The organism is Phocaeicola sp. (genome assembly GCF_048170425.1).
GTDB lineage: Bacteria > Bacteroidota > Bacteroidia > Bacteroidales > Bacteroidaceae > Phocaeicola.
This window is the reverse complement of the sequence record NZ_DBEXBB010000010.1, coordinates 1-2,957: the sequence shown is the minus strand read 5'-3', so window position 1 is coordinate 2,957 and position 2,957 is coordinate 1. Positions and strand designations below refer to the sequence as shown.

At 41.2% G+C, this 2,957-nt stretch carries 2 protein-coding genes; both read right to left on the bottom strand.

Annotated elements, in window-relative coordinates:
* On the bottom strand, positions 1-608 hold a 608-nt coding region (locus tag ACMJ0U_RS00310), incomplete at its 3' end, for an ATP-binding protein (protein ID WP_417127405.1).
* Positions 609-920: 312 nt separating this feature from the next.
* Complete coding sequence (locus ACMJ0U_RS00305; protein ID WP_417127404.1) at positions 921-2,804, bottom strand: amidophosphoribosyltransferase; 1,884 nt, start codon at positions 2,802-2,804, stop codon at positions 921-923.
* Between the last annotated feature and the right edge of the window lie 153 nt (positions 2,805-2,957).

Below are 2,957 nucleotides of genomic sequence, written 5' to 3'. Positions count from 1 at the left end.
AAAAAAGGATAGAAACCATGATGGATATAATCCTGAAAATAATTGAGTGGATTGATATGCGGTAAGATTGTTTTCACAATATGTTCATGATTGTGTAGAATCTCATCTAAAGTGTAAGCTGAAAAGTGATTTCCGGTTTGTAAATTCAGAAATTCACGGAAAGAGAATCCTCTTAAATTATATGACTTGACAATTCCATTTAGTTCAGGATTCTCATCTTTCAGGCGCATTACAGAAGAACCAGTAAATACAATTTTTAATTGTGGGTAACGTTCATAGCATGTACGCAGATCATGACTCCAGTCTGGAAGTTTGAAAACCTGATCAATTAGCAGGACTTTTCCCCCTCTTTTGACAAATTCCCCGGCAAAGTCTACTAAACTGTATTGTGAAAAGTAAAAATTATTCATGTTTACGAACAAGCAGGAACGATCAGTTCCGAATTTTTCTTTTGCATATTGTAAAAGAAATGTGGTTTTACCTACCCCTCTTGTTCCTTTTATACCAATTAGGCGTTCGTTCCAATCAATTTCATCCATGAGGTCACGGCGAACAGGAGCGTTGGTATGTTCAACCAAATAATTATGTGTTCTGTAAAATGCTTCCATGAATTCTGTTTCTAGGTTGCAAATATACGAATACTTCATAATATTGCAAACTGGAGTTGTCAAAAAAACATCTTTTGATTAAGTTTTTTTGAATCTCTTTTCTAGTTTATTCTGGAAGGAAAGGTGTGAAAAAATATAGAAAAATGCTCTGTACCTAGAGAAAGGGTAGAAAAAACCACATACACGATCCTTTCATTTAAAAGTGATAGTAAGTTTGCATACTTCACTGGCAGTGCTGGTCTTAAATGAGAGTACCGTGTTGTGGGTAAAACTTTTTAACAGGTTTGAGGCTAAAGCACCTCTTTTGAACTATCAGAACTGATAATTTTTTTCAACCCAATCAATAAATGCTCGATTGACTTGTCGTGTTCCTCCAGGAGTCGGATAGTCTCCGCTGAAATACCAGTCTCCAGGATGTGAAGGGCATGCTTTGTGCAGCCCTCCCAAGGTCTGGTATACAATTTGTACTTTTGCTCGTGTGGTTGAAGGGGTCAGCAATGCTGCAATCTTTTCCGATATTTCTTCATCGCTGAAAGGAGCGTAGATTTCCTTTACATAATTGCGCATTTTTTCTTTGGGTAAATCCATCTGTTTCTTTGATTTTCTGTAGGCATATTCAATCACATGTTGCATGTCACGTTCTTCCAGTAGAGCAATGGCAGCTTTAAAAGCGATGAATTGTTCCATGCTGGCCATATCGATACCATAATAGTCAGGATAACGAACTTGTGGGGAAGAAGACACAATGACAATTTTTTTAGGTTGCAGGCGGTCAAGAATGCTGATGATACTTTGCTTCAAAGTCGTTCCTCGTACGATGCTGTCGTCGATGATTACCAGGTTGTCTTTCTGTGGCACGAGGCTTCCGTAGGTAATATCGTATACGTGAGCTGCCAGGTCGTTACGGGTATTTCCTTCCGCAATAAAGGTACGCAACTTAATATCCTTGATGGCTACCTTCTCGCTTCGGATGCGTTGAGAAAGAATCTGTTTCAGTTCTTCATGACTGGGCGTGTGACCCAGGGCCTCGATTTGCTTGATTTTAAGTTGGTTCAGGTAATTGTCCAGTCCTTCCAGCATTCCATAGAAAGCCACTTCGGCTGTATTGGGAATGAATGAGAATACGGAATGGGCAATGTCATGATTGACTGCTGAGAGAATCGGTTCAATCAGTTTTTCTCCTAATTTTTTACGTTCCCGGTAAATATCCACGTCACTTCCCCGGCTGAAGTAGATGCGTTCAAAAGAGCAGGGTTTTAACTTCCCGGGTTTGTTGATTTGTGCCAGTCTGAGCTGACCTTTCTTATTGACCAATACAGCTTGTCCAGGCATCAGTTCATGGATGCTTTCAGCAGAGATGTTCAGTACCGTCTGAATGACAGGGCGTTCCGAAGCTAATACCATGATTTCATCGTCCTGATACCAGAATGCCGGGCGGATGCCCCATGGGTCGCGTACGGCAAAGGTTTCGCCGCTTCCCGTCATTCCGCAGATAACGTATCCTCCATCCCAATGAGAAGAAGATGTTTTCAGTACGTTTGTCAGGTCAATCCGGTCTTCAATGGCATGCGTGATGTCCATTCCCTTCAAACCTTCTTCTTTGCATTGGTTGTATAGGCGCTCTACTTCTCTGTCCAGCCGGTGGCCTACCTGCTCCAGCATGATATAGGTATCTGCGTATTTCCGGGGATGTTGTCCGGCTTCAGTTATGTCGGCAAAGATTTCGTCTACATTGGTCAGATTGAAGTTACCGCACAGTGCCAGGTTCTTGGCACGCCAGTTGTTGCGGCGGAGAAATGGATGAACATACGAGATACCGCTTTTTCCGGTGGTAGAATAACGCAGATGTCCCATATAAAGTTCTCCGGCAAAGGGCAGGCACTTCTTTGCAAATTCAGCATCGTGCAACTGTTCTTCCGTTAAATCTTTGTATTGTTGATGAACGTTGTTGAAGATTTCTGTAATGGCTCCCGCTCCGAGTCCTCTTTCACGGAACATGTATTCCTCACCAGGGTTGGCTTGCAGTTTTACGCAGGCTAATCCTGCAGCTTCTTGTCCTCTGTTGTGCTGCTTCTCCATCAGCAGATAAAGCTTGTTCAAGCCATACATCCATGTACCATATTTTTCCTGATAATATTCCAGTGGTTTCAGGAGTCGGATAAGAGCGACCCCGCATTCATGTTTTAATGTTTCCATCTGTATTTTGTTTTCAAGCCATATTATGATTTTCGTTTACAAAATAACAGACAATTATTAAAAGAGGTATGTGCTGTGCCTGAAAAAATACATTGTTTCTGTCTTTTTGTGATAAATGTAATCAAAATGTATTTGTTTTGTTTTATTCTAAAG

Coding starts and splice junctions, on each gene's coding strand:
- ACMJ0U_RS00305 (WP_417127404.1), bottom strand. CDS start 2,804: ATGGAAACATTAAAACATGAATGCGGGGTCGCTCTTATCCGACTCCTG.